Genomic DNA, 1,729 nt, shown 5'->3' with positions numbered 1-1,729 from the left:
CCGGGCAGCCCGGGCAGACCCGTGTCCGCCGGCGGGGCAGGTACCGGCCCGGACATCGGCGACGTCCCCCCGTGGTTCAGCCAGGACAGGTCCGCACCCTGCTGCGGGCGGTCCGGTCCGGGGGCAGGGCCCGGCAACGATGCTTGCCGGGGCTGACCCGGAGCGGTCACCCCGTACTGCGCCGGCACGCCACCGCGTCCTTCCTGGACCAGCTGCAGCAGACCACGGCCGCGCAATGCCACGATCCGGCCATGCACCGTCGAATGCCATGTGGATGTCGCATCGGCGAGGGTTGACTCGCTGGCGGTGATGAGCCCGTCGTCGTTTATATGGCCGATCAGGGCGTTCCACAGCTGCCGCAGCTGATCCTGCTGCTGCGTTGTGGTGGCGATGTGGTCGGCGTGCTGGTCGAACAGCGTCCGGGCCTCATCCGGGTCGCGCACCCATCGGCTGCCCGCAGGAAGGGCCGGCAACGGTGCTTGCCGGGGCTGACCCGGAGCGGTCACCCCGTACTGCGCCGGCACGCCACCGCGTCCTTCCTGGACCAGCTGCAGCAGACCACGGTCGCGCAATGCCACGATCCGCCTATGCACCGTCTGCTGCGGTATGGATGTCGCATCGGCGAGGGTTGACTCGCTGGCGGTGATGAGCCCGTCGTCGTTTATATGGCCGATCAGGGCGTTCCACAGCTGCCGCAGCTGATCCTGCTGCTGCGTTGTGGTGGCGATGTGGTCGGCGTGCTGGTCGAACAGCGTCCGGGCCTCATCCGGGTCGCGCACCCATCGGCTGCCCGCAGGAAGGGCCGGCAACGGTGCTTGCCGGGGCTGACCCGGATCGGTCACCCTGTACCGCGCCGGCACGCCACCGTGTGCTTCCTGGACCAGCCGCAGCAGACCACGGTCGCGCAATGCCACGATCCGGCCATGCACCGTCGGCTGCGGTATGGATGTCGCATCGGCGAGGGTTGACTCGCTGGCGGTGATGAGCCCGTCGTCGTTTATATGGTCGATCAGGGCGTTCCACAGCTGCCGCAGCTGATCCTGCTGCTTCCTTGTGGTGGCGATGTGGTCGGCGTGCTGGTCGAACAGCGTCCGGGCCTCATCCGGGTCGCTCACCCATCGGCTGCCCGCAGGAAGGGCCGGCAACGGTGCTTGCCGGGGCTGACCCGGATCGGTCACCCTGTACCGCGCCGGCACGCCACGGTGTGCTTCCTGGACCAGCTGCAGCAGACCACGGTCGCGCAATGCCACGATCCGGTCATGCACCGTCGGCTGCGGTATGGATGTCGCATCGGCGAGGGTTGGCTCGCTGGCGGTGATGAGCCCGTCGTCGTTTATATGGTCGATCAGGGCGTTCCACAGCTGCCGCAGCTGATCCTGCTGCTTCCTTGTGGTGGCGATGTGGTCGGCGTGCTGGTCGAACAGCGTCCGGGCCTCATCCGGGTCGCGCACCCATCGGCTGCCCGCAGGAAGGGCCGGCAACGGTGCTTGCCGGGGCTGACCCGGATCGGTCACCCTGTACCGCGCCGGCACGCCACGGTGTGCTTCCTGGACCAGCTGCAGCAGACCACGGTCGCGCAATGCCACGATCCGCCTATGCACCGTCGGCTGCCATGTGGATGTCGCATCGGCGAGGGTTGACTCGCTGGCGGGGATGAGCCCGTCGTCGTCCATATGGTCGATCAGGGCGTTCCACAGCTGCCGCAGCTGATCCTGCTGCTGCCTTGTGG

Annotated in this window: 1 protein-coding gene; it reads right to left on the bottom strand. The window is 68.4% G+C overall.

Going from position 1 to position 1,729, the window contains the following annotated elements:
* Nucleotides 1-1,729 (bottom strand): hypothetical protein (locus V6U90_RS34160; RefSeq protein ID WP_334445118.1); only part of this gene is annotated, 1,729 nt, incomplete at both ends.

Source organism: Micromonospora sp. CPCC 206060, from assembly GCF_036906895.1.
In the GTDB taxonomy this organism is placed as follows: Bacteria; Actinomycetota; Actinomycetes; order Mycobacteriales; family Micromonosporaceae; genus Micromonospora.
Note: the sequence above shows the minus strand (reverse complement) of the source record. Positions and strands in the feature narration are given on the sequence as shown.